We start from the raw sequence: 26,518 nt of genomic DNA on the forward strand, positions 1-26,518 counted from the left end.
GGAAATTCATAGTCGCTCAACAACTCACGAACTTCCATCTCAACCAATTCCAACAATTCTTCGTCATCAACTTGGTCACATTTGTTTAAGAACACAACAATGTAAGGTACACCAACCTGACGAGCCAACAAGATGTGCTCTCGGGTTTGTGGCATTGGACCATCAGCTGCAGATACAACCAAAATAGCACCATCCATTTGAGCCGCACCTGTGATCATGTTTTTAACATAATCGGCGTGACCTGGACAATCAACGTGCGCATAGTGGCGACCGTCTGTCTCATACTCTACGTGTGCTGTAGAAATCGTAATACCACGCTCTCTTTCTTCTGGCGCGTTATCGATTTGATCGTAATCTTTAAATTCTCCACCTTGCTTCTCAGCAGCAACTTTAGTGATCGCTGCAGTCAAGGTAGTTTTACCATGGTCAACGTGACCAATTGTGCCCACGTTTACATGGGGCTTCGTGCGTTCAAATTTTTCTTTTGACATTGTTGCTACTCCAAAAAGCTAAGTAGTTAATAAAATTATAAGAGCCTTACCGGCCATAACGCCCTGCAAAACATCTTTCTTAGCACTGCTTTTCAGTGCTTAAATAATGGTGCCCATAACTAGAGTCGAACTAGTGACCTCTTCCCTACCAAGAAAGTGCTCTACCGACTGAGCTATATGGGCATTACAATGGAGCGGGTGATGGGAATCGAACCCACGTATTTAGCTTGGAAGGCTAATGTTCTACCATTGAACTACACCCGCTCAATTATTAATCAGTTTTAAAACTGACTAAAATTGAGTGGTGGAGGGAGCAGGATTCGAACCTGCGTACTCTGAGAGAACGGATTTACAGTCCGTCGCCTTTAACCACTCGGCCATCCCTCCATCGAACAAAGCACGGCATTTTCGTAGAATACGCGTTGAATGTCAATATAAAAAGTCAGTAATTTCTAGACCTTAAAATACCACCATTGCTGATACCGAGCGAGCTGCGAATTATAGACATTTGAAATGAAAAAACAATCACTATTTTATCTATTACCATTAACCACCAATCACCACCCATCAACAGATGCTGCACAAACACCTGCTTTAACGCTAAAATAAAGCTTTCTTCAAAAGCCGCATTTATACCAATGTTTTTCAGAATTATCCTATTACTGACTACCTTCAACCAAGCTCTGGCAGCTCAAACAGCGCCTCTCAATGACCAGCATAATCCGCCTGTCACTGCCATCACCCTGGCGCCACATTTAACTGAGTTGGTTTATTCTGCCGGCGGTGGCCAAGCCTTGGTCGGGGTAAGCGCCTACAGCGACTACCCTGAAGCTGTATCAAAAAAACAAATCATTGGCGATGCATTTCATTTGAATCTCGAATTAATCAAACAACTCAATCCTGACGTGATTTTCTACTGGCCAGGTGGCACACCACAACAAACCATCAACAAGCTTAATAAGATGGGGCATCATTTGGTGGCCATAAAAACCACTCAGCTGAGCGACATCCCTGAAGCCATTGACCAGATTGCCCAAACATTGGGAACCCAAGCTGTGGATGCCACCCATGGATTTGTTCAAACAATCAATCAACTCAAAACCAAGGTTAAATCACAAAGATCCGCCCTGATACAAATTTCAGACCAACCCATCTACACCGTTGACAGTTCACACTGGATGAGTGAAGCGATTGAAGTTTGTGGCTTAAAGAATATATTCAGCCAATTACCAACCGCATCAGCTGCAGTTAACTTAGAGGCTGTGGTGTTGAAAAAGCCACAAGTGCTGGTGCGCATAAAACCCCTTGCAAAAGATAGCCAGCTTTCTCAATGGCAAAGGATACCTGCAATACAGAACCAGCACATAGCGGTATTAGACGCAGACCATTTTACGCGACCAACTTTGAGGACACTGCTGGCCATAGAGTCGCTTTGTGAACAAGTCAAAACATTCGAAAAAAGCTCAATCCAAGCGGTTCTCACCCAACAGTTTCAGGTCCTCATCGTACATGGCTTTGAGTAACAACTCGCCATCTTCGGCAACCTTGAATTCACCAAACCTGGCCTGATCAAATAATTGCGCATCACCTTCCTGAAAGAAAAACGCATTGGTGGCAAACTGGACCCGATTGTTGCGGATGCGGTATTGCATTTTTATTGCGCCATCAACACCTGCCGTTGTTGAATGGAATTCGCCCACATTTCGGTCATCTAAAATAACCCAGACATAACCGTCATGATGCTTTTCAACATTGCCAGTGGCTTGTTGGTGCTGGCTTCTGATTTGATTAGCCATCGCAAAACGCAAGCGCATATAATCTCCTTGCATCAATGACCGGGGATCCACCGGCGCCAACGCTAAAAACACCGATTGGCCGTCTTTCAAAACCGCCTCTTTTTTCAAGATGGCATGATTCACCCCAACCAAAGTCAATAATAAAGTGATCACAGCCGCCAGTCTTTGCCATTTTGACAGACCCATGGCTGTGAGCGAACTGACCGCAGCCATGTGCTCGCTGCCAGAGCGGTAGATTAACCTGAGAAGCAGGTACCCCAGCAACAGCACCAAACCAGCCACCATCAATATCAAGGACTTATTCAATAATGTGGTGTTCAAGTTGTAATAAAACCACGACACAAAGCCCAGCATGGCCAACACACCTAACACCAGAAGGAACGGATTACGACGCGCAAAGCCCACCAACAAAACCAGCAACGCGCTGCTCAAGCCAATCACTGGCAAGGCTGTAAACAATGACAAAACTGCAGCCAATACTATCAACTTACCCGTGGTTGAACTAAACTTCAACTGTTGTTCTCTCATCACCCTGTAAATAAAGTAAAGCAACACAGCACTGTTTAAAACAGCGGCAATGTAATGTCCATTGAGCATCAACCAGGTCGGTTCTGCTTGTCGGTACCAAAACAATGAAGCCAAGCCCAAACCATGCGGCAAATTATATTGTAATAGGGCAAAAGCGCTGGCATACGCGATTGGCTCATAAAACACTCGCTCAGTTTGCCAACCTGTTTTATCCAGCCACAACCAGACAAACAAAATAGCCAGCGCAGCAGATCCAATACCAGTAAAAACCAGTAATTCAACCCCCCAAAACAAAGCCATGATGGCAAACCAAGTCGACAAAAAACGATGCAGCCATTGATTGATCAAAAACACCAAAACAGCTTGGTAAATCGCCACAACCAATAACAGCTGGCGGTTTCTGAACTCATACAATTCAAACAAGCCAAACACAAACAGGAATTGGCCTGTGAGACTAAACACCAAAACCAATTGTTCAAAAAAGTCACTCTCAGGCTTGGTCTTGAAGAACACATAACTGGCGTAGTTAATGATCAAACCCATGATAATAAGTGCGACCCCGTGTTCAAACAAACCAGCCACACCAACGCCCAAGAAGCCAATCAAGAACAAGGCTGCCAACCAACCAGCAAATCCTTGCATCGCTCTGACATACCAAAGGCTTTCCTCTGTCGCATTGAATTCAGGTTCATTGCCAGAAACCAAGTTTTGTTGTTTTAACTGACGCCACAAACTATGCTGATTCATGATTGATTCTCCTGACTGAATTGGACATGCAGTTGTTTGATCCATTTAACCGTCCATGCAGACATGCCAATCAAGGTGATTGCCATCAATAAAAAACCACTTGCATCCAAATGGCGGAAGGTACTGTGGCCCAAAAATGACAAGATGAAGACCATCATAGCCAGAGCCCAAGCTGTCAACAGCAATAAATCTTGGCGTACAAAACGATAAAAAGCAAAACCGCATCCCATCAATAAAACAAACATCAATAAGTTGGCTCCACGCTGATCTGAATCACCCCAAATACCTTCCATGCCAATAGCCGACAAAACAAATAAAGCCACTACTCCTAAAACTTGTGCCGCCCATCGGTACGTCGGCTGTAGCATCTTCGCCCACTGCCCATGCTTGCCATGCAGCCCTTCTAACAGCACCAAAAGTGCCACATTCAAGATCAGGAATGACCAAATTTCGTTGCCACCGTCAAACATCAGACCAAAAATCGATGGGTTAATTTTTAAATAAAGCAACAGGGCCAAATTCAATAAGGATGCCAGCACCAGCCACAACACCTCAGAGCGACTGAACAAAACCAGAGGCAACAACAACATCGCCCAAGTAGCAAATAATTGCCAAGGATCAGCGCCTGTTTGGTAGGTTTGACCAAATAGCGCCAGCAAGGCGCCAATCAACAAGGCAGCAGTAAGCAGCAGACTCTGACTCAACCAAAAAGATTTGGCCTTAAAGAAATACAATACAAAAGTGGCCAGCAGAACCGCTTGCACCAGCAGGAACTTGGTCATTCGACTCAGCTCATTCCAGTTGTAAGCAAAGAAAAAAATCAAACCGAACGCCAATGACAGCAACCCGACCAATAACAAAAATTGATGAGAAAAAACCAACCAATTTGACCTGCTGGGTCGCTCATCCGCCAGTTCCATAGCTTGTTGTTGGTTTTGTGGTTTAATCAAACCCTGCTTAATCCATGTGTAAACTGAATGCGCCATTGAATCCTCTTTAACATGTGAACGTCATTCATCATAAATTGTTTCAACAATTAAACCAACGCATACCTCAAAAAGTCTAAAAAACAACACCAAAGTAGCAACATGAAATACCCACTGAGATGCCCTCATACGACATTGCCGGTTCAATCAACAAAAAATATGTTGTAAACTCCCAGCAATAAAACATGAGGGATCCCATGCAAGTCAAACAAACTATTTTCAAAAAGTCAGTTTTGGCCACTGCCTTGTTAATTGAAATATCCACCCAAGCCCATGGCGCCATCATTGCTGTTAACAATGACGACTGTACCTTGGCGCAAGCCATTGAGTCAGCCAATACAGACACTGCCGCAGGCGGCTGTGCTGCTGGCAATGGCGATGACACCATTGAGCTACCCAACAACAGTGTAATTGCATTAACCACGGCTTTACCACCCATCATTAATGATGTAACCATCAATGCCAACAACACCACCATCAGCCGCGATGTCAGTGCGCAAACCCAATTTTCACTGATTCAACTTGGCTCATCTGATTACATCGCTAATTTACCTGTTTTAGAGTTGAATGATGTGACATTAGATGGTGGTGACAGAGCCGGCAATTATGGCGGTGCCATATCCACCCTGAATGCCAGTCTGTACCTCAATGATTCAACCATCACCAACAACATTGGCGGCGCCATCACATTGACCAGCAACAACACTTCAGTCATAAACAACAGCGTCATCAGCAACAACCAATCCTCACCTTTTGGATTGGCCAGTTATTACGGTGGCGCCGTCTCAGTCAACAGCGGTGAATTAACCATTAACAGCACAACGATTGCTGACAACCAATCCAACAGCGGATTGGGCGGAGGTGGGATATACGTATCAAACTACGGCGGTGCGGTGACACTCAATGTCATCAATTCAACCATTTCAGGCAACTCAACTGTGTTTGATGGCGCTGGTATTTTTCATTATGACTTTCAAGGCTTAAGTAACTCAGCCATCAACATCACATCCAGCACCATCGTCAACAACCAAGCCAATGATAATGGTGGCGGCATTCATAACGAACTGGCCGATGTTGTGGTACGACAAACCATCATTTCAGGCAATACCGCCACCAATAACGGCAATGAAGTCAACTCTCTCGGTGGCAGCTTCACCCTCAATGATTATAATTTGATTGGCTTGAATAATGACGATGGCTCAACAGGCATCACCCTGGGCGCTACTGACATCGTACCCAGCGTCAATAATTTGAATGAAATAATCATAACAGCATTGAGCGACAATGGTGGTAATACCCCAACGCACAACTTATTACCAGGCAGTCCTGCCCTTGACGCCATCAGTGGATCATGTGCCTTGAGTGTTGATCAAATCGGCAACAACCGACCCAATGATGGTGATGGCGACATGATAGCCGCCTGTGACATTGGTGCAGTAGAGTACACTGTCATTGAAGACCTTATTTTTATCGATGGCTTTGATTTCGACAACAATTAGATAATGCCAATCAAGCACCGCCACAAAAAAAGCCCAGTCAATTGACCGGGCTTTTTTATGAGTAACCAGTAATTTGGTTTAATCGCGATCTGCAATCGGTCCAACCTTCCGTGTATCAGGCCCGGTGTAATCGGCATTCGGTCTGATGATGCGATTATTTTCACGTTGCTCCATCACATGCGCGGTCCATCCAGTAACACGTGACATCACAAAAATCGGCGTGAACAGCTCAGTCGGTATGCCCATGAAATGGTAGGCTGATGCATGAAAGAAATCAGCATTGGGGAACAGTTTTTTCTCGTCCCACATTTTCTTCTCAACAGCACAACTAACAGGATAAAGCACCTCATCACCAACCTCATCGGCTAATTTTTCAGACCAACGTTTGATGATCGCATTGCGCGGATCGCGTTCGGTGTAGACCGCGTGTCCAAAGCCCATGATAAGTTGTTTGGTGCGCAGCATTTCATCAATGCCTGCCTCGGCCTCCTCCACACTGGAGAATTTCTGCAACAATGCCATCGCAGCTTCATTGGCACCACCGTGTAATGGTCCACGCAAAGCACCAACTGATGCCGTCACACAAGAATGTATGTCAGATAAGGTTGATGCCACCACTCGGCCGGTAAAGGTTGAGGCATTGAACTCATGCTCAGCATAAAGAATCAAAGAAACATCCATCACTCTGGCATGTAATTCACTGGGCTTTTTGCCGTGCAACATCTCTAAAAAATGTGCACCCACGCCATCAATGTCAGAATCGGTTTCAATGCGCACACCCTCATGAGCAAACTTGTACCAATAACAAATGATTGAAGGGAAGATAGCTACCAAACGATCAGCTTTATCCAACTGCTGCGAAAAATCTGTTTCAGTTTCAATGTTGCCCAAAATTGAACAACCCGTTCTCATCACATCCATGGGGTGAGCGTCGGCTGGAATCAACTCTAAAGTCTTTTTTACTGCCTCTGGTAACTCACGCAAAGAGTTGATTTTCTTTTTGTAAGCATCCAATTCAGCTTGGTTAGGTAACTTGCCATGTAAGATCAAGTACGCCGTTTCATAAAAACTGGCGTTGGTTGCCAAATCGTCAACGTCATAACCGCGGTATGTCAGGCCAGCGCCAATTTTACCTACCGTACATAATTTAGTCTCACCAGCACTTTGGCCACGTAAGCCGGCGCCGCCAGCTTTTTTTGTATTACCCATAATTATTTGTCCTCTGCTTGTTTATCTGTTGAAAATAATTCATCTAATTTCGTCTCATAGCTGTGATAATCTAAATGATTGTACAGCTCTTCTCTGGTTTGCATGATGGCCAGCACATCCTTCTGGTGACCTTGCTCCAAGATTGATTGGTAAACAGTTTCAGCCGCACGGTTCATGGCACGGTAAGCGCTGCAACAATACAACACAATATCTACACCATGACTGCCAAGCTCATCGCTGGTAAACAGTGGCGTGTGACCAAATTCAGTGATGTTGGCTAAAATCGGCACATTCACTGCATCCTTAAATCGCTGGTATTGTTCCAGTGTCTTCATCGCTTCAGGAAATATCATATCAGCACCAGCCTCAACACAAGCCACCGCTCGCTCAATGGCCGCCTCTTCACCTTCAATCGCCAAAGCATCGGTTCTGGCCATGATCACAAAGTTCTCATCGAATCTGGCATCAACCGCTGCTTTGATGCGGTCAACCATTTCAGCTTTGCTGACGACTTCTTTGTTGGGCCTGTGTCCACAACGTTTTTGTGCCACTTGATCCTCTATGTGCATGGCAGCAGCACCTGCTTTGATCACTGACCGTGTGGTTCTGGCGATGTTGAATGCACCGCCCCAACCAGTGTCCACATCTATTAATAAGGGCAAATCACACACATCCGTGATTCGTCTCACATCTGTCAGCACATCTTCCAATGATGAAATCCCCAAATCAGGCATGCCCAGTGAGTTAGCGGCCACACCACCACCTGATAAATAAATGGCCTGGTGACCAACGTTTTTGGCCATTCTTGCAGTGAACGCATTGATGGTTCCTACCACTTTGAGGGGGTTGTTTTCAGCGACAGCTTGGCGAAATTTTAATCCCGCGCTATTAATTGGTTTGTTCATATTTGAATCGTTTATATTAGGCTTTGGGCATCGATGCAACAGCATCACTGTTGGCCTCAAAGCATGAATAAAGAAGCATGGTTGAAGCTTACAGGTGCGAGAATGCGACCAACTAAAACCTCAATTTACAGCTTTTTTCCGGCCGCCGGATTATAACAGAAAGGGCCAAATATAGCCAGGTGCATATTGTTGAGAGCCCGTGCCAAGCTGCCCCATGAGACAACCAGCACATCCAGCGATTACAACTAACTTTCTAGGGTGCGGATCAGGCCGTTGATGCCACCTTGTAAAGCATAGACATCATAGCCCAATGTGGCTAAAGTGAAGGCCGCTGATGCACAGCGCGAACCCAGGTTGCTGCAAGTAATGATGGTGGCATTGAGGTTCAGTTTATGGACATTTTTACGGATGTGGTTGACTGGGATATTGAAACAGCCTTGAATGGATTGGCGGTTGTACTCCTCAGGCTCTCTGACATCAATCAAGGTGGCACCAGCAGCGAGGTGTTCTAGGGCTGATTGTGCAGTGATCCAGCGAACCACGTGCGCTTTTAACAAGCGAGAAAATTTTGCCGCTGATAAACGCATCAACAAACCATCAGTCTTCATGCGAACAGAAGCGTTTCGGGGTTCTGTGCTGACCAAAGCAGATTCGCCAAATAATGCACCATTGCTCAGCTCGGCCACCTTCTTTTCACCCTCAGCAATGACTTGGTAAACTTCAGCAACACCTTTTGCAATGATGTAACAGTAATCACCTGAATCACCTTCGGCAATGACCTCAGTGCCAGATTTCACGACCACAGAATCAAGCTCATTGAATAACTCTTCAATGTTACCTTGGGGCAACATCTGTACTGAGCGGCTTTTTAACAAACCTACTACCCAAGCATAATCATCATGTCCACGCAAAGGACTTTCGATATCAACTTTGCTATAAACTCCGTTCCATACCTGAATGTGATCAAGTAGATTTGAGCTGATTTGGAAACCACTCATGTTTTTGGATTTGACCACCGCATCCATGGTGTTTGACTTGTTGGCATCGCCAATGGGGTATTTGGATGAAAGTGAGGTAGACTTGAGGGTTTTTTCACGTCCCTTATCAGTCGTGATTTGAACCACACCATGGGTCAGGTATTTGGTATTTTCCGCCGGGCGATTGATTTCATAAAGTTTATCGCCTTGGTGTTTTTCAAAAAACTCACATTCACCCAACAGCAATGGATAGAACTTCATCTCAATCTTATTGAATGGGTAGTACTGTTGTAGTTCTTCAGCCTTGATCATAGGGATCCCAAATTTATTCGCTTCACAGAAATAATAACCGATTTAAAAAAATAACACAAAATCTAATCTATCGAAACCGCGTCAATTGACCAATATCAATTTGAAGCACTGGCAATCAGCAATCATCATGCTACACTTTGCATAATTGTAACCAAGTTTGTCATGCCTGAAACCCTGAAACACCTGATCCACCCCAAGTTTTTACATATGACGCTGTTTGGCTTTTCCGCTGGCATCCCTTATTTTCTTATTTTTTCCTCATTGTCATTGTGGTTAGACCAAGTGGGCGTGGAAAAATCAGCCATCACCTATTTCAGTTGGGCCGCCTTAGGTTATTCATTCAAATACCTTTGGTCGCCCTTGGTGGATCGCCTACCCATCCCATACCTCAGCAGGCGCATGGGACAGAGGCGAGCCTGGTTACTCTGCATACAATTATTGATTATGGTGGCCATCAGTTTGATGGGTTTAACCAACCCCGCAGCCAGCGAACAGGCATTGGTACAGATGGCTTTGGCTGTCACCTTATTGGGGTTTTCAGCAGCCACCCAGGACATCTTGATTGATGCCTGGCGCATTGAAGCATCCACCGAAAAAGACATTGCCATGCTGTCATCGGTTTATACGGTAGGTTATCGTTTAGGTATGCTGACCTCAGGTGCTGGCGCCTTGTATATTGCCGCCTATTTTGGCACCAGCATGGACAACTACCAGTACAGCGCCTGGAAAATCAGTTATTTGTCTATGGCCACTGTCATGCTGGTGGGTTTAGGCACCACCTTGTGGATTAAAGAACCCAAAAAAGCAGACTCATTGGTTCACAAAACCAAGGATTATATGGCCGTGGTGGCGGTCTTCGTTATCAGCATTGGCGTGTTGATTTTGACTTATCAAATGACAGCTGGCCTGTTTCAGACCGTACAAGAACAGATGTTGGCATGGACCGGTAACAAGCCATTGTCCTCCACCTTCACCACCGCTGGGCAACTGTTGCTGGCTTTGTTGTTGGCAGCCATCACTGCCCGGTTGGTGTCAACCAGCAGCTGGGTCAACATCGACATGATCAAAGAGGTTTACTGGTCTCCTGTGCATGACCTGTTCCTGCGCCACAAACAGCATATATGGCTGATCATCGGTATCATTTGTTTGTATCGAATTTCTGACATCGTGATGGGCGTGACCGCCAATTTATTTTATCAATTCAAGGGTTTTGATTTGGATGAAATTGCTGGCATTGTTAAAACTTTCGGCCTCATCATGACCATCAGCGGTGGCATTGTGGGCGGCTTTTTGGTTGTCAAATACGGCATCATGCGAATCATGATCATTGCTGCTGTATTGTCCGCCGCCACCAATTTATTGTTCATGGTGATGGTCGATATGGAAAAAAGTTTGGTTTATCTGACCTTCATGATTTCCGCTGACAACCTGTCTCAAGGCATGGCCTTAACGGCTTTTGTGGGCTTCTTGTCTCTTCTGGTTAATCGCCAATTCACCGCCGTGCAATACGCCATGTTTTCATCAGTGATGACCTTGTTCCCGAAAATCTTGGGTGGATATTCTGGTGGCATGGTGGAACAAATGGGCTATGCCAACTTTTATTTGATGACTGCGATCATCGGCATCCCAGTGGTGTTGATGTTGATGTATGCGAAAAAAGTCAAAGCATTTGCATTTGATCACAAGAAAGAGTGATACAGCTTTGTCAATCATTCGCTTGGTAGTTCAGCGAGCGGGCTTGCAATGCTATAATGCTGCCTTTTTTGATACCAATTAACCATGTCTGAAGCACCAACTGATTTCCCCAAAGAGTCTACTGTGGTCACTTTGCCTGGCCCAGCAGGCCAGATAGAATGTTTGATGGCGCCACCAGAGTCTGATGCCGTTGATAAGAATCGGGTCGCTTTGATTTGCCACCCCCATCCATTGTATGGCGGCACCATGCGCAACAAGGTGACTCACATGCTAGAAAAAGCATTCCGAGATATGGGCGCCCACACCATACGTTTCAATTTCCGTGGTGTTGGCGAGTCTGATGGTGTTTTTGATGATGGTGTTGGCGAAGCTGAAGACCTATTGGCGGTCTACCAATGGGCCAAGGAAGTGATGCCACATTGTAAGTTTTGGTTGGCGGGTTTTTCTTTTGGTTCCTATGTCGCACTTCGGGCCGTACATGACATCAACCCGGAACAATTCGTCACTGTGGCACCACCGGTTGAACGCTATGATTACTCTGAATTAGAACCGCCGGCTTGCCCCTGGCTGGTGATTCAAGGAGACGAAGATGACGTAGTCAGCCCCCGTGCTGTTTATGAATATGTTGAGCAACAAAATCCCAAGCCACAGTTAATCACCATGAAAGCAGGCCATTTCTTTCATCGGCGTTTGCTCGACTTGAAAGGCGCCATCAAGAATGGTTTACTGCGCCAAGTTAATCCCGACTGATTGATGACCCAGCCAGGCCCAAAAGCCAAATACCTTGATGAAATAGAGTGCGGCGTTATTTGGCGTGATGAACTCCAAGCTGCTGTGGTTGATGAATTCCAACGACTCTATGATGACCTAGTCAAACCTAAAAAGAAAAGCTGGTTGTTTAAAAGCAAGGAACCGGCTGCAAGGGGTATTTATATCTATGGCTCTGTTGGTCGCGGCAAAACGCATTTGATGGATCTGTTTTTCGATACCTTACCTGACCATGTGGGAAAAAGACGCCAACACTTCCACGAGTTCATGCTGTGGTTACACCTGCAGTTGCGTAACCAAGGCGATGCCAAAGACCCTTTGGATAAAATCTGTAAAAAACTGGCCAGTACCACCCAAATCCTCTGCCTTGATGAATTTTTAGTCAATGACATTGCCAATGCCATGCTGTTGGCCGGCGTTCTTCAAGCGTTCAATCAACACGGCATCGCCATGGTAACCACCTCAAACGTCAAGCCCGATGACCTTTATTTAGACGGCTTACAACGGGCTAAATTTCTCACTGCCATTGATTGGATCAATCACAACATGCAAGTATTGCATTTAGATGGCACACAAGATTACCGCCAACAAGAAGAACAACAACACGAACATTGGTACTACCCAATCAACGATTCCAGCCAGATGCACTTAAATGAGTGTTTCATCAAATTATCTAATCATGCCACATCTCGCTATGATGATTGGCAGATTAATGACCGCAAGCTATCAGTCATCAAACACGCTTACAAAACATTGTGGTGTGATTTTTCAGCTTTGTGCGACACACCACGCAATGCCGATGATTACATCCAAATAGCGGCAAAGATTGACCACCTTATTGTTGCAAATATTCCACAAATGAACAGCAACCAAGATAATGCAGCCAGGCGGTTTATTACTTTGATAGATGTGATGTATGAACACGGCGTTAAAATCATTGCAGAGGGCGCCTGTCATTACAAAATCATTTATCAAGGCAAAAAAATGGCCTTCGAATTTGAGCGAGCGGCCTCACGCTTGGCAGAATTACTGGTCAGCGAGTGAGCATCCTTGCTCATGATGTACACTACAAGTTCAAAAATTAACAGACCACCTGCTTTTATTCACCCTCAAACCCATCTGCAAAGATGATATCCAGACCATACAATTCATTCGACATGGTGCTGGTGGTACCAGACCAGGTATTACCAATCACTCCATCACTTTGAGCGGTACTGGTGGTCCTGATACCAAATCCACCTGGCAGTGGCGCGGATAGATTGAAACTAAAATCACCATTGGCATTGGCATTGACTGCGCCTAAATGTGCCAGAGCCTCTTCGTTCTCATCGTCATCATCAAGATAAAAATCAATCAAACAATTGGGGCATGGACTGGGATCACCTTTGACATTACTGGCATTGCTGGTTCCTGCTATCTGTGTGCCACTGATGCTGGTAATCACAGCTGGCTCAAACAACCTTTTGGCCGATGAAATCATGGGACCCATCTCAAAATACCTTTCAGGACCATTGATCACTATGTTACCGCGAACGGTATTGCCCCCATCCAAAAATGCGGGGCTACTGGTATCGGTCCACAGTATCGCACCCTTGGTGTTCTCAAAACCGTTGCGTGAGGAATCAATCAAGTTATCGATCACCAAATGACCGTTGTTTTGTGGGTCTAAAACATCAGTTTGGGTGGAGAATTTAATACCCTGGCCACAGACACCTATTGTCCCTCCGGCCACATCTTGACCGATGATGTTGTTTTCAATGGTGTGTAAAGCACCAAACACAGTCAACGCTTGTGGTGGTGTGTCATTGGTGCTGCGGATGTTTTGTAAACCAGCGATGACGTTGCCTTGAATCATTGCTCCAGTTCCAGCGATGTTGATACCGGCGCCGCCAAACCACTCATTCTCGTCCAGTTCATTGGGGTTTGGACTGATGCTTTGAAAGGTTCGACAAGCCAAATTATCGGGCACTGCAGGCACCGTACCATTGATATTCAGACCAATCCAATTGTCAACTATCTGCAAACCGGTGGTGCTTGAACTGACCTCAACAGCATAGGTCCCTGCGCCTGTTATGATGTTGTTCTGGACCAATAGATCATTGGCATTATTGGTGCCTAATACGCCGTGATTACCCGCCAAGTTGTCGATATTGGTATCGGGTGCCGCAAACACCATTTCACTGCCATCTGGACTCAACCCCCAAGTGTTGTTCATAAAACTGAAATTGGCTTCCTTGGCATGGACACTCATACCGCCATAAAACCCCAATGACTGGATCGAAACTTGGCTTAACTCAATTTCCAAGGTTTTACTGCTTCGAACCATGATCAGTGGCATTTCATTGTTATTCTGTATATCAACAGGACTGCCTACGATATTAACCGGCCCAGTGACATCTGTGATGGTTTGTGGGTACAACCCAAAATCACTGGTACTGGCCCCGCCAGCTATGGGTAAAACCCACTGCCCAGCATTAAATTGGACGTCATCGGCATTGCCATCTGTGCCGTTCAAACCGTTGAATACAATGGTCACAGGAGCACAGCCTGAACAAAAGTCATCATTGGCTATGGCCCCAGCCTCTCTGAGGGCGCGCCGTAAAGTACATTTATCGGCACCTGAACCAGTGGTGTCAGGGAAGAACAAGCCGCCCTGAGTGTAATTACATGTGTGGTTGTTGTTGTTTGGCTCTTCATCCAAAGCCCAATCAACAGTGATGGTGGTTTGTGCCGCTGAGCTTCCCATATAAAGCATAAACACAGCAACCCAAGTCATCTTTTTAAACTTGATATAATTCATCGTTCTCTCCTCTTCCATTCAAATAACAATTTCCTTGATCGACATTAAAATCAAGAAACGCATAGATAAATGTTAGAGAAAACACGCTCTTTAAACCTGAAAAAACCTTGAAATTATCTTGAAATTTAAACCCTGAACGTACCCTAAAAGCGGGTTTCGACAAAAAAATGAATTTTTTCACCTGGTCTGACTTGTGCCAACAGAGACAGTTGTTGTTGGTGAACAACCAGTATCCTTGGATAGCCACCTGTGGTTTGTGCATCGCGCATGGCCAATATGGCTTGACCATCTGGGGTGACTTGTAGACTGCCGGGCACCAAACCGGAACTTGCTGTGACCTGGATATTTGTCACATCCAGCGGCTTTGATTTTAGCCTGAAGCCTTGTCTGTCTGCCGCAGCGGTCAACTCATAACTTTGAGAGAAAGCCTGTTTGATGGTGTTCTGGGAAAATAAATGAACTTCAGGACCAGGCATGGCACGCACCACATGAAAACTTGGTGGGTGGTATTTTTTCCAATTGGGTTTACCTTTGTTAGTTACCAAATGTGGCTGAGATAATTCAACCACATCTCCTGCTCGCAATGGGCGACCATTGAAACCGCCAACCGATGCCGACAACAAAGTACTTTTACTGCCCATTAGAACCGGCACATCAATACCACCTGCAAATGCGGCATAGGCGCGCACCCCTGATAACAAACGCTGCATTTTAAAATGACTGTTGGCGCGTAACTGAATGACCGAGTCAGTTGAGACCTCCTGACCATCCAACTGACAAATAAATTCTGCACCAGCTAAAGCCATTGAACAGGCCTGCTGTGCAGTGAACTCCAACCCACTCCATGACATTTCTAATACAGCACAGCCGGGCTCATTACCGACCATGTGGTTGGCCAACTGTGCGGCAGCTTGATCCATACAACCAGAAACAGGAAAACCTAAATGCGCCGCATGCCAGCGACCGCCATCCTGCACTGTGGTCAAACCACCTGCTTGTATGATTTCAATCGCCATGATTTTTGCCTATACTTTTTCCGCAACAATTGCCTGAATTGTTGCTTTGAGCAATGCGCATAAAGGCAGCTGCATCGATTGATTTAAACCTAACCCGATCATGCGGTTTGATTAAGTTCGCAGGTGTTTTATGCCAATTTAATAGTGGCGTTGGGCTGCGGCCAATCACGTGCCAACCGCCCGGGCTGGACAGGGCATACAAGCCTGTCTGATCGTTAGCCACTGCCACACTGCCCGCTGACACCCGCACTGCCGGGGTGTTTTTTCTCGGCAGGCAAAGGCGCTTATCATTGCCCTTGAGGTAGGTAAATCCAGGCAAGAAGCCAAGCATCACAGCATCGTACAATGGTTGGGTATGAGCCGCAATCAAAGCTTCTCTAGACAGACCAACTTGTTCACAAACTTGATTTAAATCAGGCGCATATTGAGCCTCGTAACAAACCAAAATTTCATGAACTGTTGACTCCACATCGCTTAATTGTAGCTGGTCTATTCTTTGTTGAATCACTGTTTGCCAGTCCAAATAATGATTGACTGTTTGCTTGAAAACCAGCACTAAATTGTCACTGGCTGGAATCACATTAATTAAATCCTTGAGTGGTTTTTCTATGAAGTCAGTGGCGAGTGTTTGTATCCAACGGGATCTGTTTGCGGATGCTTTGAACCGCAACAGCAAAGCACAATCACCATTGGGTATGATTTGTTTGAGCAGCAATGCGTTCATAGGCATCAGTCTTCAACTGGGTGCTTGGATGCTGAATCCCGCAGCTTTGATCCCCTGATTTAACGTGCGTGCCGCAGCCACAGCGTTTGGGTGATCACCATGCAAACACATGGTTGCCACAGATATACGCACTGATTCACCCGAAACGGTGTTCACCTGACCCTTTTGTAGCAGCTGTAGTGCTTGTTGTAGTTGTCGTTTTGGATCATCAATACAGGCACCATCAAGGTGGCGAGGCAACAGTGTTTTTGTCGCGGTATAAGCTCGGTCAGCAAATCCCTCTGCAACAAAACCCAGGCCTAATTTGCTGGCAGCTGTTGCCAGTTCAGAGTGCGCCAAACCATACACCAGCAAGCCTGAATCAACAGCTGCAACAACTTCCACTATCAACTCTGCCAAAGATGCATCAGTCGCTGCTTGGTTGTACAAGGCGCCGTGAGGCTTTATATGATGTAATTCGCCACCACAAGCTTCGGCCTGTTGTTTTACCAGCATGATTTGTTGTTGGATGGACGTCTGCAAATCAACTCGATTAATTCGCATCACGGTTCGACCGAAATTCTCACGGTCTGGATAGGCAGGATGCGCACCAATCTTAACTTGGTGATTAATCGCCCACTGAACAGTCTGTTTGATGACCGGCTGGTTACCCGCATGGGCACCACAGGCGATGTTACAGGAACTGATAAAAGGCATGATTTTGGCATCTGATGCGCCTTCGCTTGGACTGTCATACTCGCCTAAGTCACAATTCAAATCTATTGATGGTGTGCTCATGAAGTGAATGCAAAATACAAAGACTTACCACCCAAAAATAAGGTGACCGATATCACCAGTAAGCCCAATAAATTATGTAACCAGGTGTTCTTAAAGCGGCCCAACAAGTTACTTTGATTCATGATATATAGTAAAAACATCGCTAACAGCGGCAGCAAAATCCCATTGGCAATCTGCGCAAACCAAATAATTGTGACTGGTTTGTATCCCGATAAGGACAAACCCAATCCGCTGAATAAAACCACCGCCCAGGTGAGTTTAAAACGCAAGTCTTTGCCATTTGTTGTCCAGCCCAACATGCCTGCCACTGCATAAGCTGCTGCCAATGGTGCAGTGATAGCTGATGAAACGCCCGCGGCAAACAACCCAACGCCCATTGAAACAGAAGCCCATGAGCCCAATAAAGGCTCCAGCTGTACAGACATATCGGCTGCTGAATTAATCGCAATGCCTTGGCCAAAGAATGCCGCAGCTGCAGTGGAGATGATTGCCAAAGATATCAGCCCGCCCACACCAATAGAAACGATGGTGTCCTTTCTGACTTGCCGCAGACAGGCAGGATCGTGCCACTTATTACTCACCGCAGAAGCATGTAAAAACAAGTTATAAGGCACCACTGTGGTACCGACCAACGCCATAACTGTTAACCAAGCACCATCAGGGATTTGCGGTCTCAGGCCACCCAACAATGCAGGAATGTCAGGTTGGGTGATGATAAAAGTGGTGATGAAGGCCAGACTCATCAATAGCACCAAAGCTATCAAAGCCCTTTCCAACACCCGATAACTGCCTTGAAACAGCAGCACAAAAGCCAGCGCAGCAACCATGATTGCCCAAGGAACATCGAGACCGGGTAACAAAGCCTCCATACCCAATACCGCACCAGCAATGTTGCCACCCTGATAAGCGCTGTTACCAATGAAAATAGCCAGAGCAACCAGCGCAAACAATAAGGCCCTCAATAGTGGATTTGTGAACTGTTTTTGCAACACCTCACCCAAGCCTTGTTGGGTCACAAGTCCCAATCTTGCCGACATTTCCTGCAGTAAAATACAAGCCACAATCGAAAACACCAACGCCCAAATCAATGCATAACCAAAACCTGCACCTGCCAAGGTACAAGTGGTGACTGTGCCTGGCCCGATAAAAGCCGCTGCAACCAATGCAGCAGGGCCCATTGTGAATGAAGGTGTTTTAGCCATAGTTATGCCATTCTATTACAAACGCATCAGGGAAAGTATCCTTAGTTAATCGCCTAAAGTGTGAATTGTTTAACTACTTTCACATCAATTGTTCATATAATTGATATTTTGAACCGATGAATACCATGAAAAAATCTATACTGATAATCGCATCGTTGTTGAGTTTTAATACATTGGCAGTAGAACTTCAGCTCTTTCCTGAGAAAGACAACACCATTTATGAAACCAATAGTGCACCACTGAGCAATGGTGCAGGTCAGTATTTATTTGCCGGCAAAACCGGTGCCAATGGCGGTGAGGCAGTCAGGCGAGCCATCATTAAATTTGACTTATCCAGCATTCCACCAGGCACAACAATCAACAGTGCTGAATTGGTGTTGACAGTATCCCGCCGAGTTTCCAGCTCAAATGTTTCCGTTCACATGGCCGAGTCGGACTGGGGAGAAGGCACTTCAGATGCAGGTGGTGAAGAAGGCATGGGCGCACCAGCTGAGTTGAATGACGCCACTTGGATCAGTGCTTTCAATGGTGATGCTGAAAATGGTGGCATCTCCTGGAATAATGTCGGAGGTGATTTTGCTGCATCAGCCTCAGCAACAACGGCGGTCAATAATTTAGGGCCCATCAATTTCAGCAGTCCAAACTTAGTGGCTGATGTACAAAACTGGGTCAACGGCAGCAATGACAATTTTGGTTGGTTCGTGATAGGCGAGGAAGGCAGCCCGAGTACAGCGGTGCGCTATGTCAGCCGTGAAAATTTAGCCGAACAACCCATGTTAATCATTGATATTGATCAGCTGGACTTGATTTATCGCAACGGTTTTGAATGAAGCCAACTCATTGATGTCGACGGCTTAACCCAAAATTGATGGGTTGAGCTGCCACATAGCAAGGTTTAAAACAGCGGCGAAACTGACCCAAAGTAAATACGGAACCAACAACAACCCTGACAGCTTTTTGATGCGGAAAAAGGATAACAGCGTCAACAAAATCAATAACCACAAGGCCAAGATATTAACAAAAGACCAAAAGCCCATCATCCAAGCAAAGAACAACCAACTCCACAAGGCATTCAATCCGAGTTGTAATAAGAACAAGGACAGCGCTTTGGGGTGACGTTTGAATCCACCTTGCCGCCACACCAGCCAGGCCGCAATGGCCATCAACGCATACAGCACCGTCCAGACCGGGCCAAACAGCCAACCGGGAGGTGCCCAATCAGGCCGTATCAAATTGACGTAGAATGATTGGGCTTTGATTGATGCCACTGCACCAATGGCTGAGGCAGCAAAACACAGCACAATCCATGCCAGCAGACCCAAAATTTGTTGTTGCTTTGTCATTGGTTAATACCGTTCAAATACCACAGCTTAACCGAATGTGTTTCAACTGGCCAATGTATTGACTCACTCTTATTCATAGCCACGCAAGTTATCTTCAGCCTCACCGGGCAAGATTCGCAGCCAAGAGCCATAAGTGGGATTGCCAAAAACAAACCAATGACGGCCCCAATAATCACTGTAATTGTTGACTAAATCTGCCCGCTGTTGAGGCGTGATGTTGGCTTTTACAGCCGGTAAAAAATCACCCAGATCATCACCAAACAGCATCAAAATCCGATGCCTCTTTGCTACTTCCATGCGTCTAGACAGTTTTTCAGAGCCCCAATTTGGCTGTTGTTGCTTCAACATCAAGTCATCAATACTGATGCCTCTGATACCAACCTGTTGCAAATTAACCAGCGTGTCATTCAATTGTGGGCAGTCATCACCATCAGTTGATCGCTGTATGCACTCCCGGTTGGTCAAGTAGATGATTTTGATGCCATAGTCTGCTGCCATGTTAATAAATTCTACAGCGCCTGGAATAGCTTTTGCGCTGCGTTTTGCTACCCATTGATCCCAAGTATTGATGTCAAATGTTTTGTTATCCAACACCAATTGTGCTTGGTAAGGTGAATTATCTAACACCGTTTCATCAACATCCAAAACGATGGCAGGTGACAAATGAGCAAAATTCTGTTGCTGTAATTCAGCACTGGTTGTGGTGTCTTTTAACACCGCTGGTAATACGCGCTGTGCTGTCAGGTAGCTTTGTAAGGCATGTGCTTTGAACTCTGCTGCGGTTTGCAGCCACAGGGTGCTGTTCATGTTAACACTGGCATTGGTATGCTGGCTGTCATTGCCCTGTTTAATGGGATTGGTTTGGCAACCCATCACAAGCAGAACAGCGATTGCCACAGACAGATTTTTTTGTATTTTATTCAGCAAGATTTAACTCCTTATTTTTTTTAATATTTTACTGAATTCAAGTGATGATTTCGTGACCACTTGAAGTTTTTCAGCAGCTGAAATGGGTGACCACACAACGAACTCAAGGCGTCAGTGCCGAGCGATTGATCACAATCAGCTATTTTTCAATCAATCTGCTGGTGAGGTGTTTAAGTAAATCATTGGGTTGGTCAACCCCCAAGTAAAACGCCGAGATTGCATTGCCTGAATGCATTTTGATTTTGATGTTAGGGTGACCACTCAAGTTATAGCGTTTTATGCCTTTATCTCTGGCGACATATCCATGATTCAGGGTGATGCTGCAGATGTCATTATAATTTATTTCACAGGTGTTAAATAAACCCAACCTGATAATCACATGTTGCGTTGAAAGTGATATGGGACGCAGTTGCATGGCTCGATATTCTGCCAACATATAAAACAAACCCAACAGCGTCAAAATCGTTATGACATTGGCGGCATATGGCGACCAAATGAAATACAACAGCACATGGACGATTGGAATTTCAAGAATCATCAACAGCATGAACCCCAACGACATGCTACACGCACCGTCTTTGTTGTGGTAGCTGAAATGTAGATCGCCGGTATAATGAGATTGCTTGATTCTTTTGTGCATCAACAAAAAACTCCACATCCTTGCCTCAAAACACATCAGTTGACCCAACAGACCTTGTCCCACCCAACTAGAAATAGGCGCAGTTATGGCTTGATCAGGGTCAATGCCTTGCCTCATGCCAGCTCGTATGGCTCCATAAACGGTGATGACAACTGAAAGTTCAAACAGCAGCAACAACAGCAACAAGCCATAACGGCCATATTCGAAGTATGGCCAAATGATTTTGCTTTCATGAGGAATAATGAAACTACCGACCAAAACCGCCAACGAGACAAAGACCGCGGCTTTTAAAATGGCTGCTTTTTTGTCTGACACACAAAGCCAACACAAAACCGGTAAGACCACCAAACCATCTATTAAAAACAACCATTCATGCTTGGCTTGGCCATAATCATTGAGGAAATGGCTGCCGCGGTAATATACCGACCAAAACACAGTAATAATAACCAGATAAATCAGCGGTATGTGCGGTTTAAGTCGCCTGATTGATTCCAGTGTAATCATGATTTAGGAACACGTTGTGAAATCATTATTTTATACTTTTGCCAGGGTTTTGGCTTGTTTTTCCCAGCGTTCAATGATCTGATCACACACCTCAGGATTGGCCTGTAACAGCTCTGCAGCCATCTGTTTGGCTTGCTCAAATAATTGTGCATCCTGTTCGGGATCAGAAAAGCGGAATTCCATGCTGCCTTTTTGTCGGGTGCCGAGAATTTCACCGGGGCCACGTAATTGCAAATCTTTTTGTGCAATAATGAAACCATCATTGGTTTCCCGCATGGTCTGCAACCTGACTTGGGCGTTTTCACTCAGTGGCGCCTGATACACCAAGACACAATGACTTTGCCGGTTGCCCCTACCCACTCGGCCACGCAGCTGATGCAATTGAGATAAACCCAAACGTTCGGCGTTTTCAATCACCATTAAGCTGGCATTAGGAACATCAACACCCACTTCAATCACTGTGGTGGCCACCAACAATTGAATTTCATTGGCTTTGAAAGCGTCCATCACTGCTTGTTTATCATCACTTTTCAAGCGCCCATGCACCAGACCCACAGTTAAGTCAGGAAACTGTTGTTGTAAAGCCTCATAAGTATCTTGGGCTGCTTTTGCTCGCATGTGCTCCGATTCTTCAATCAAGGTACAAACCCAGTAGGCTTGTTCGCCATTCTTACAAGCGTTGCGTATGCGCTCCGCCAATGGTTGAATTTTGTGATTATCTAACAGCACCGTGTTGATGACTTTGCGGTTTGGCGGCAGCTCATCAATCACCGAAACATCCAGGTTAGCGTAGGCAATTTGTGCCAATGTTCTGGGGATGGGTGTGGCTGTCATGATCAGACTATGCGGTAAGGTGGTATTGTTTTGCCCTTTTTCTTTCAACATCAACCTTTGATGGACCCCAAAGCGATGTTGTTCATCAATGATAACCAAAGCCAAATCGCGGTAAATCACATCCGGCTGAAACAAAGCATGGGTTCCAATGATGACATCGGCCTCGCCAGCAATTTGTGCCAACACATCAACCCTGGCTTTGCCTTTGATCTTACCGGATAAAAAAACCACTTGTTTGTCTTTGAAGTATTCCTTCAAGGTAACCAAATGTTGTTCTGCCAATATTTCTGTCGGCGCCATCATCACCACTTGTTTACCATGAACCAACCCCGCTTGCATCGCCAAGGCTGCGACCACAGTCTTACCACTGCCCACATCGCCCTGAACCAGTCGCTGCATTGGAAAGCCTCGACTCATATCCGCTTGTATTTCCTGTACCACCCGTTGCTGTGCTGCCGTGAGTTCAAAGGGCAATTGAGATAACAACAATTGATTTTGTTGTTGGTTGATTGGCAGTTCGGGCGCAGCAGATTGTTGTACCGCAGTTCGAGCTTGATGCATGGCCAGAAAATGGGCCAATATCTCCTCAATTTTTAACCGTTGTTGGGCTGGATGGCTTTGGTTCAATAGTTTCATTACATCAGCACCTGCCGGTGGTTGATGCACGAACATCAGGGCTTCGCGTAAGCCGGGCATGCCTTGCTGGGCCAACCATTCGGTTGGCAACAATTCTCTCAGTGCCAACTCTCCTTGCTGCAACATTTGAACAGTTTGCGCAGCAGCTTTTTGTAACAGTTTTTGTGAAATACCCTCAGATTTAGGGTAGACAGGCGTCAATGATTTGGCCAACGCTGGTTGTTTTTCCCCCAGTGAAAACTCGGGATGAATGATTTCCATACCATACATGCCATGTTTGACTTCACCGTAAGCACGAATCCTCAAACCCGCGCGCATCTTAATTTTTTGAGAATAATAGAAATTAAAAAATTTAAGCTGCATGACAGCCGATTCATCCGCCACCTCAACCACTAAAATAGGCCTTCTGCCCTGCGTCACATAAGACTTAACAATCTCACCTTCAACTTGCGCATGACCAAAGCCGGTCAAATCAGCTATGGCTGTGATACACGTTTTATCTTCATAGCGCAAAGGCAAATGAAACAGCATATCGATGACATCATCAATACCCAATGTATGGAGTTTATCGGCGGTGGTTTGACCAATTCCTTTGAGTCGAGTTAACTCCATTCATCGCATCCGGGGTGGTTTTAACCGATGGCAATCAATGCATCAATTTCAATCAATGAATCTTTGGGTAACCGCGCCACTTGGATGGCCGCTCTGGCAGGATAAGGTTCTTGGATGTATTCACCCATGACTTGGTTGAGCATTGCAAAATCCTCTAAATCTTGCAAAAACACATTCAGCTTAATGGCATTTTGTAATGATGTGCCCGCTTCCTCTGCAATGGCCATTAAGTTTTTAAAAACCTGATGAGCTTGCAATTCAAATTCTGCAGGCAACATTTCACCAGTGGCTGGATCTATGGGGATTTGGCCTGAGGTATAAAGCACTTGGTTATGAACAATGGCTTGTGAATAGGTGCCAATGGCAGCTGGGGCTTTGTCGGTGTTAATTATTTCTTTCATGATAAACTCGTTTGACGTTTAAGACTTCTCGATGTGATTGTAATTGGTCCATCAAGACTTGTGCATGTTTGGCGCTGGTAACTTCTACTGTGAAAACCAACAGAGAAAACCCTGTGTCGCGGTCGGTTTGATCGATGGTGACAATATTAACATCCTCATTGGCAATGGCAGCAGCCAAGCTGGCCAGTACACCGGTGCGGTTGACCACATCAACTTCTAAGGATGTTTTGAAATTACCGTTGGTGTTAACACTCCAACTACAAAACACTTTCCGTTCTGGCGCGTTTTTCAATGTGTCAGTCAAGTTGATGCATCCACTGCGGTGAATCACCACCCCTTTGGTTGGACTGAGGTAGCCAGTGATGTCATCACCAGGTAATGGCAAACAACAGTTGGGGTAACTCAGTATAGAACCCTCTGTACCATCAATGGTCAATGCCTCTTTAGGCTGATAGTCCTTATTCAATTTGCGTTGCTTCATCAGTGGCATTAATTTTCTGGCAGCAATTGAAGGCAACAATTCACCAAAAGCAAAGGCTTTCAACAATTCATTCATGCTGTCTAATTGGTAGTGTTTCAATACCCGCTTGATTGATCGCTGATCCAGCTTTTCAAATGAATAACCAAAGGTATCCAGGGCCCGGTCTAACATCCTGTGACCCAAAATCAATGCATCTTCATCCTTGATGTCTTTGAGTTCCTTACGAATGGCTGTTCGGGCTTTACTGGTCACCACCACCCTTAACCACTCAGCAGTCACTGTCAAACCCTGGGCCGTCTTAATTGAAACCAAATCACCGGTATCCAGAACTTGTGAAAGTGTGGCTGGGTTGCCATTGACAGTCGCACTTTCAGCATGTGAGCCGACTGAGGTGTGAATCGCGAAGGCAAAATCAAGTACACTTGATTTACTCGGTAACTGTACGATGTCTCCTTTGGGCGTGAACACATATATTTCATCAACCCCGAGATCACCTTTGAAATTTTCATAGAACTCCAATGAGCTACCGGAATCTTTTTGTAAATTCAGTAAAGAATTCAGCCAACTTCTGGCATTGGTCAATGATCGTGTTTGTTGGGCGTCTTTGTGTTTGTATAGCCAATGCGCAGCCACCCCTGCTTCTGACATTTGGTCCATTTCCTCGGTTCTGATTTGCACTTCTAATTTCATACCAAAAGGACCAGTTACCACCGAGTGCAATGATTGATAGCCATTTTGTTTTGGTACCGCGATGTAATCTTTGAAACCGTTTTCGTTTGGTGGGTATAAATTATGAATGATGCCCAAAGCCAAATAGCATTGGTTCAGTTCTCTGACCACAATCCTGACACCGAACAAATCATGAATTTCATCGATTTCAACTTGCTTCGATTTCAGCTTTTTATAGGTACTGTATGGGGACTTTTGCCTGCCAGAGACATCAACATGCATGCCCGATTCAAGCAGTGCTTTTTTGATGTTTTTTCTTATTTTATCAACTGCTTTTTGCCTGTTACCTGCTATCTTCTGACAAGCGTCAATAATGTGTTTGTATTGATTTGGATGCAGTGCCTTGAAAGCATGGTCTTCAAGTTCATGTTGGATTTTTTTTAATCCCATGCGCTCAGCAATGGGCGCATAAACATCCAAAGTTTCTCGCGAAATTCTGCGTTGACCTGAAGCGCTCATGGCGGCGATGGTGCGCATGTTATGTAGTCGATCAGATAACTTAATGATAATGACTCGAATGTCATCAGCCATGGCGAAAAGCATTTTAACAAAAGTTTCGGCCTGCGCTTCTTTGAGGTTTCTGAATTTAAGTTTATCCAGTTTGGTGACAGCCTCGACCAAATAAGCCACATCGGTGTTGAAGTATTTGCTGATGTCTGCATGAGAAACATCCGTGTCTTCTATGGTGTCATGCAAAACCCCAGCTATTAATGTATCGATATCAACCCGCAGTTCGGCCAGAACAGTAGCTACTGTGATCGGATGAGTGATGTATGGCTCACCTGATTTGCGAATCTGCTTCTCGTGTGCATAAGCACCGTAATGAACTGCTTCACGCAGTTTAGATTTTTCTTCAGGGTTTAGGTAAGGGTTGGTTTTTTCTTTGAGTTGTTTGAAAGCAGCTTGAACCGCTTTGTGACTCATTGTTTCGGACGTGAATGAGAGTTCGTTCACATCCGAAACCTTTTTTTCATTTCAA

Annotated in this window: 23 protein-coding genes and 3 tRNA genes; 6 read left to right on the forward strand and 20 right to left on the reverse strand. The window is 45.4% G+C overall.

The features are described 5' to 3' along the window. From QNI24_RS14955 to QNI24_RS14970, 4 genes are all read right to left on the reverse strand, one after another. A partial coding sequence (locus tag QNI24_RS14955; RefSeq protein ID WP_283708763.1) for a GTP-binding protein occupies positions 1 to 491 on the reverse strand: 491 nt, incomplete at its 3' end. A gap of 107 nt (positions 492 to 598) precedes the next feature. After that, positions 599 to 674: transfer RNA gene (locus tag QNI24_RS14960), tRNA-Thr, on the reverse strand. A 7-nt stretch (positions 675 to 681) separates the two neighbouring features. Then, a tRNA-Gly gene (locus QNI24_RS14965) sits at positions 682 to 755 on the reverse strand. A gap of 38 nt (positions 756 to 793) precedes the next feature. Further along, a tRNA-Tyr gene (locus tag QNI24_RS14970) sits at positions 794 to 878 on the reverse strand. A 251-nt stretch (positions 879 to 1,129) separates the two neighbouring features. On the opposite strand from QNI24_RS14970, the gene QNI24_RS14975 reads away from it, so the two are divergent. Beyond that, the gene (locus QNI24_RS14975) at positions 1,130 to 2,014 is read left to right on the forward strand and encodes a helical backbone metal receptor (RefSeq protein WP_267177407.1); all 885 of its coding nucleotides are present in this window, start codon (positions 1,130 to 1,132) and stop codon (positions 2,012 to 2,014) included. Here the strand turns inward: QNI24_RS14975 and QNI24_RS14980 are convergent. Together QNI24_RS14980 and QNI24_RS14985 are read right to left on the reverse strand one after the other, a co-directional pair. Further along, the gene (locus QNI24_RS14980) at positions 1,955 to 3,562 is read right to left on the reverse strand and encodes a GDYXXLXY domain-containing protein (RefSeq protein ID WP_267177408.1); all 1,608 of its coding nucleotides are present in this window, start codon (positions 3,560 to 3,562) and stop codon (positions 1,955 to 1,957) included. The two genes, QNI24_RS14975 and QNI24_RS14980, sit on opposite strands and share 60 nt — an antisense overlap. After that, positions 3,559 to 4,548: a DUF2157 domain-containing protein gene (locus QNI24_RS14985; RefSeq protein ID WP_267177409.1), complete on the reverse strand. Its 990-nt coding sequence runs from the start codon at positions 4,546 to 4,548 to the stop codon at positions 3,559 to 3,561. The genes QNI24_RS14980 and QNI24_RS14985 overlap by 4 nt, the downstream gene beginning before the upstream one ends. Positions 4,549 to 4,745: 197 nt before the next feature. On the opposite strand from QNI24_RS14985, the gene QNI24_RS14990 reads away from it, so the two are divergent. Continuing rightward, entirely contained in the window at positions 4,746 to 6,047 is a 1,302-nt protein-coding gene (locus QNI24_RS14990) for a choice-of-anchor Q domain-containing protein (protein ID WP_267177410.1), read from the forward strand. Between the two features lie 78 nt (positions 6,048 to 6,125). On the opposite strand, the gene prpC is transcribed toward QNI24_RS14990, so the two are convergent. The 3 genes from prpC to QNI24_RS15005 all read right to left on the reverse strand — a co-directional run bounded on the left by prpC (position 6,126) and on the right by QNI24_RS15005 (position 9,450). Then, positions 6,126 to 7,256: a bifunctional 2-methylcitrate synthase/citrate synthase gene (prpC, locus tag QNI24_RS14995; protein WP_267177411.1), complete on the reverse strand. Its 1,131-nt coding sequence runs from the start codon at positions 7,254 to 7,256 to the stop codon at positions 6,126 to 6,128. A gap of 2 nt (positions 7,257 to 7,258) precedes the next feature. Then, a complete protein-coding gene (prpB, locus tag QNI24_RS15000; protein WP_267177412.1) occupies positions 7,259 to 8,161 on the reverse strand; it encodes a methylisocitrate lyase in 903 nt (300 codons plus the stop codon). A gap of 245 nt (positions 8,162 to 8,406) precedes the next feature. Further along, on the reverse strand, positions 8,407 to 9,450 hold the full coding sequence (locus QNI24_RS15005) for a cyclic nucleotide-binding domain-containing protein (RefSeq protein WP_267177413.1): 1,044 nt from the start codon (positions 9,448 to 9,450) through the stop codon (positions 8,407 to 8,409). Positions 9,451 to 9,612: 162 nt separating this feature from the next. On the opposite strand from QNI24_RS15005, the gene QNI24_RS15010 reads away from it, so the two are divergent. From QNI24_RS15010 to zapE, 3 genes are all read left to right on the forward strand, one after another. Further along, positions 9,613 to 11,145, forward strand: coding sequence for an AmpG family muropeptide MFS transporter (locus QNI24_RS15010; protein ID WP_267177414.1), 1,533 nt, complete (start codon positions 9,613 to 9,615; stop codon positions 11,143 to 11,145). Positions 11,146 to 11,229: 84 nt separating this feature from the next. Further along, entirely contained in the window at positions 11,230 to 11,895 is a 666-nt protein-coding gene (locus QNI24_RS15015) for an alpha/beta hydrolase (protein WP_267177415.1), read from the forward strand. 3 nt (positions 11,896 to 11,898) lie between these two features. Then, on the forward strand, positions 11,899 to 12,957 hold the full coding sequence (gene zapE, locus QNI24_RS15020) for a cell division protein ZapE (RefSeq protein ID WP_267177416.1): 1,059 nt from the start codon (positions 11,899 to 11,901) through the stop codon (positions 12,955 to 12,957). 55 nt (positions 12,958 to 13,012) lie between these two features. Here the strand turns inward: zapE and QNI24_RS15025 are convergent, their stop codons facing one another. From QNI24_RS15025 to QNI24_RS15045, 5 genes are all read right to left on the reverse strand, one after another. Continuing rightward, the gene (locus QNI24_RS15025; protein ID WP_267177417.1) at positions 13,013 to 14,713 is read right to left on the reverse strand and encodes a hypothetical protein; all 1,701 of its coding nucleotides are present in this window, start codon (positions 14,711 to 14,713) and stop codon (positions 13,013 to 13,015) included. Between the two features lie 143 nt (positions 14,714 to 14,856). Beyond that, positions 14,857 to 15,729 carry a 5-oxoprolinase subunit C family protein gene (locus QNI24_RS15030; RefSeq protein WP_267177418.1) on the reverse strand — a complete coding sequence of 291 codons (873 nt, stop codon included), beginning with the start codon at positions 15,727 to 15,729 and terminating at the stop codon, positions 14,857 to 14,859. Further along, positions 15,719 to 16,453, reverse strand: coding sequence for a 5-oxoprolinase subunit B family protein (locus QNI24_RS15035; protein ID WP_283708764.1), 735 nt, complete (start codon positions 16,451 to 16,453; stop codon positions 15,719 to 15,721). The genes QNI24_RS15030 and QNI24_RS15035 overlap by 11 nt, the downstream gene beginning before the upstream one ends. A 12-nt stretch (positions 16,454 to 16,465) precedes the next feature. Then, positions 16,466 to 17,230 carry a 5-oxoprolinase subunit PxpA gene (pxpA, locus tag QNI24_RS15040; RefSeq protein WP_267177420.1) on the reverse strand — a complete coding sequence of 255 codons (765 nt, stop codon included), beginning with the start codon at positions 17,228 to 17,230 and terminating at the stop codon, positions 16,466 to 16,468. After that, a complete protein-coding gene (locus tag QNI24_RS15045) occupies positions 17,227 to 18,432 on the reverse strand; it encodes an Nramp family divalent metal transporter (RefSeq protein ID WP_267177421.1) in 1,206 nt (401 codons plus the stop codon). The genes pxpA and QNI24_RS15045 overlap by 4 nt, the downstream gene beginning before the upstream one ends. Before the next feature lie 125 nt (positions 18,433 to 18,557). Between QNI24_RS15045 and QNI24_RS15050 the strand changes: the two genes are divergently transcribed. Further along, on the forward strand, positions 18,558 to 19,262 hold the full coding sequence (locus QNI24_RS15050; protein WP_267177422.1) for a DNRLRE domain-containing protein: 705 nt from the start codon (positions 18,558 to 18,560) through the stop codon (positions 19,260 to 19,262). Positions 19,263 to 19,286: 24 nt separating this feature from the next. Here the strand turns inward: QNI24_RS15050 and QNI24_RS15055 are convergent, their stop codons facing one another. The 6 genes from QNI24_RS15055 to QNI24_RS15080 form a co-directional block, all read right to left on the reverse strand. Beyond that, on the reverse strand, positions 19,287 to 19,775 hold the full coding sequence (locus QNI24_RS15055; RefSeq protein WP_267177423.1) for a TspO/MBR family protein: 489 nt from the start codon (positions 19,773 to 19,775) through the stop codon (positions 19,287 to 19,289). Between the two features lie 69 nt (positions 19,776 to 19,844). Beyond that, on the reverse strand, positions 19,845 to 20,702 hold the full coding sequence (locus QNI24_RS15060; protein WP_267177424.1) for a 5'-nucleotidase, lipoprotein e(P4) family: 858 nt from the start codon (positions 20,700 to 20,702) through the stop codon (positions 19,845 to 19,847). Positions 20,703 to 20,841: 139 nt separating this feature from the next. Beyond that, positions 20,842 to 21,846, reverse strand: coding sequence for a hypothetical protein (locus QNI24_RS15065; RefSeq protein WP_267177425.1), 1,005 nt, complete (start codon positions 21,844 to 21,846; stop codon positions 20,842 to 20,844). Positions 21,847 to 21,876: 30 nt separating this feature from the next. Then, positions 21,877 to 23,928, reverse strand: coding sequence for an ATP-dependent DNA helicase RecG (recG, locus tag QNI24_RS15070; protein WP_267177426.1), 2,052 nt, complete (start codon positions 23,926 to 23,928; stop codon positions 21,877 to 21,879). 20 nt (positions 23,929 to 23,948) lie between these two features. After that, positions 23,949 to 24,329, reverse strand: a complete 381-nt coding sequence (locus QNI24_RS15075; RefSeq protein ID WP_267177427.1) for a RidA family protein — start codon at positions 24,327 to 24,329, stop codon at positions 23,949 to 23,951. Then, a complete protein-coding gene (locus QNI24_RS15080; protein ID WP_283708765.1) occupies positions 24,313 to 26,463 on the reverse strand; it encodes a RelA/SpoT family protein in 2,151 nt (716 codons plus the stop codon). The genes QNI24_RS15075 and QNI24_RS15080 overlap by 17 nt, the downstream gene beginning before the upstream one ends. Between the last annotated feature and the right edge of the window lie 55 nt (positions 26,464 to 26,518).

This window comes from Marinicella marina (assembly GCF_030065545.1).
GTDB classification, from domain to species: domain Bacteria; phylum Pseudomonadota; class Gammaproteobacteria; order Xanthomonadales; family Marinicellaceae; genus Marinicella; species Marinicella marina.

Excerpts from the sequence above, each read along its gene's own strand:
- QNI24_RS14975 (WP_267177407.1), top strand. The coding sequence starts at position 1,130 with ATGTTTTTCAGAATTATCCTATTACTGACTACCTTCAACCAAGCTCTG.
- QNI24_RS14980 (WP_267177408.1), bottom strand. The coding sequence starts at position 3,562 with ATGAATCAGCATAGTTTGTGGCGTCAGTTAAAACAACAAAACTTGGTT.
- QNI24_RS14985 (WP_267177409.1), bottom strand. The coding sequence starts at position 4,548 with ATGGCGCATTCAGTTTACACATGGATTAAGCAGGGTTTGATTAAACCA.
- QNI24_RS14990 (WP_267177410.1), top strand. The coding sequence starts at position 4,746 with ATGCAAGTCAAACAAACTATTTTCAAAAAGTCAGTTTTGGCCACTGCC.
- prpC (WP_267177411.1), bottom strand. The coding sequence starts at position 7,256 with ATGGGTAATACAAAAAAAGCTGGCGGCGCCGGCTTACGTGGCCAAAGT.
- prpB (WP_267177412.1), bottom strand. The coding sequence starts at position 8,161 with ATGAACAAACCAATTAATAGCGCGGGATTAAAATTTCGCCAAGCTGTC.
- QNI24_RS15005 (WP_267177413.1), bottom strand. The coding sequence starts at position 9,450 with ATGATCAAGGCTGAAGAACTACAACAGTACTACCCATTCAATAAGATT.
- QNI24_RS15010 (WP_267177414.1), top strand. The coding sequence starts at position 9,613 with ATGCCTGAAACCCTGAAACACCTGATCCACCCCAAGTTTTTACATATG.
- QNI24_RS15015 (WP_267177415.1), top strand. The coding sequence starts at position 11,230 with ATGTCTGAAGCACCAACTGATTTCCCCAAAGAGTCTACTGTGGTCACT.
- zapE (WP_267177416.1), top strand. The coding sequence starts at position 11,899 with ATGACCCAGCCAGGCCCAAAAGCCAAATACCTTGATGAAATAGAGTGC.
- QNI24_RS15025 (WP_267177417.1), bottom strand. The coding sequence starts at position 14,713 with ATGAATTATATCAAGTTTAAAAAGATGACTTGGGTTGCTGTGTTTATG.
- QNI24_RS15030 (WP_267177418.1), bottom strand. The coding sequence starts at position 15,729 with ATGGCGATTGAAATCATACAAGCAGGTGGTTTGACCACAGTGCAGGAT.
- QNI24_RS15035 (WP_283708764.1), bottom strand. The coding sequence starts at position 16,453 with ATGAACGCATTGCTGCTCAAACAAATCATACCCAATGGTGATTGTGCT.
- pxpA (WP_267177420.1), bottom strand. The coding sequence starts at position 17,230 with ATGAGCACACCATCAATAGATTTGAATTGTGACTTAGGCGAGTATGAC.
- QNI24_RS15045 (WP_267177421.1), bottom strand. The coding sequence starts at position 18,432 with ATGGCTAAAACACCTTCATTCACAATGGGCCCTGCTGCATTGGTTGCA.
- QNI24_RS15050 (WP_267177422.1), top strand. The coding sequence starts at position 18,558 with ATGAAAAAATCTATACTGATAATCGCATCGTTGTTGAGTTTTAATACA.
- QNI24_RS15055 (WP_267177423.1), bottom strand. The coding sequence starts at position 19,775 with ATGACAAAGCAACAACAAATTTTGGGTCTGCTGGCATGGATTGTGCTG.
- QNI24_RS15065 (WP_267177425.1), bottom strand. The coding sequence starts at position 21,846 with ATGATTACACTGGAATCAATCAGGCGACTTAAACCGCACATACCGCTG.
- recG (WP_267177426.1), bottom strand. The coding sequence starts at position 23,928 with ATGGAGTTAACTCGACTCAAAGGAATTGGTCAAACCACCGCCGATAAA.
- QNI24_RS15075 (WP_267177427.1), bottom strand. The coding sequence starts at position 24,329 with ATGAAAGAAATAATTAACACCGACAAAGCCCCAGCTGCCATTGGCACC.
- QNI24_RS15080 (WP_283708765.1), bottom strand. The coding sequence starts at position 26,463 with ATGAGTCACAAAGCGGTTCAAGCTGCTTTCAAACAACTCAAAGAAAAA.